Annotated in this window: 2 protein-coding genes; both read right to left on the bottom strand. The window is 71.9% G+C overall.

What is annotated here, in order from left to right:
• The coding region (gene tagF, locus G3N92_RS34345; RefSeq protein WP_206131914.1) for a type VI secretion system-associated protein TagF at positions 1-356 on the bottom strand (356 nt) is incomplete at its 3' end.
• Positions 353-1,049, bottom strand: a 697-nt coding sequence (locus G3N92_RS34340; protein ID WP_277396226.1) for a type VI secretion IcmF C-terminal domain-containing protein, incomplete at its 5' end; no start/stop codon positions are given. The genes G3N92_RS34340 and tagF, both read right to left, overlap by 4 nt.

Raw genomic sequence — 1,049 nt, 5'->3', positions numbered from 1 at the left:
AGGAACGCACGAGTGAACAACACAGCAGGGTCAATGCATTGTGAGTAACTCGCTATCACTTGTGCTCCACCCACGGCCACCGCCTCCACCCCTGCCCCCAACGCTCTTTCCCTGCACGACGCTCTTCCGATCACGCCGCACCACGCACCGCCGCCGCACACCTGCGCGGGCAGCACGAAGCGCCACACCGGGCCGTCGCGCCAGGCGGCGTCCCAGCCGGCGCCCAGCGCGCGGCGGCCAGCTTCGAGCGCATGCTGAAAATGCCGGTCCCAGCCCTCGACGAACTCGCCCGGCAAACGCCGTCTCACGAAATCGCCGGCCGCGGGCAGCTTGCCGTAGAACCCGACGCCGCTCATCGCGGGCACCTGAAACGCCGCACGGCGTCGCCGAGGAACGGATTGCGCAGGCTCGCGGGCTGGATCGGCAGGCGCACCGCGTGGCCGTCGAACGAGAAGCTCGCCACCATGCGCAGGTCGCCCTGCTTCTGCGGATGCCCGGCGTCGAGCGCGTGGAACCACGCCCAGTCGCCATCGAAGCGCAGCGGCGTGCCGACCGGATGGTTCGACGCGTCGAACGCGCTGATCGCCACATGGCCCGGCTGCGGCCCCGGCCATACCATCGCGGCGCTCGAGGCCGACGACGCGCCGTTCGCGGTCACGTCCAGCTTCTGCCCGTCCACCTCCACCACCACGCGCGCGATCGCCGCGTCCGTCTGCGGCGCGAGCAGCGTGAAGCCGACATGCGCCTGCGCGCCGCCGCCGAAGAAGCTCTGGCGGATCTCGTCGGCCACCTGCGCGCCGGCCAGCACGCTGTCCGGCCCCGGCGGCGCGCCCGGCTTCCAGCGCCAGGCGCGCGCGCCGGTATCCACGCGCTGCGCGAGCGTCGACTTGAAGAAGCTGTCGAAGCGCCCGCCGTTGCCGAACAGCTCGGTGAAGTTCTGCACCGGGATGTCCGACGCGCCGCCCGGCGCGAACGGGTAGCGGCCGTCGACGAAGCTCGCGCAGTCGTTGCCGGCCGCCGCGCGAAACTGCTCGGCCAGCGCGGCGCTA

It is taken from the genome of Burkholderia sp. Ac-20379 (genome assembly GCF_017104645.1).
GTDB lineage: Bacteria > Pseudomonadota > Gammaproteobacteria > Burkholderiales > Burkholderiaceae > Burkholderia.
Note: the sequence above shows the minus strand (reverse complement) of the source record. Positions and strands in the feature narration are given on the sequence as shown.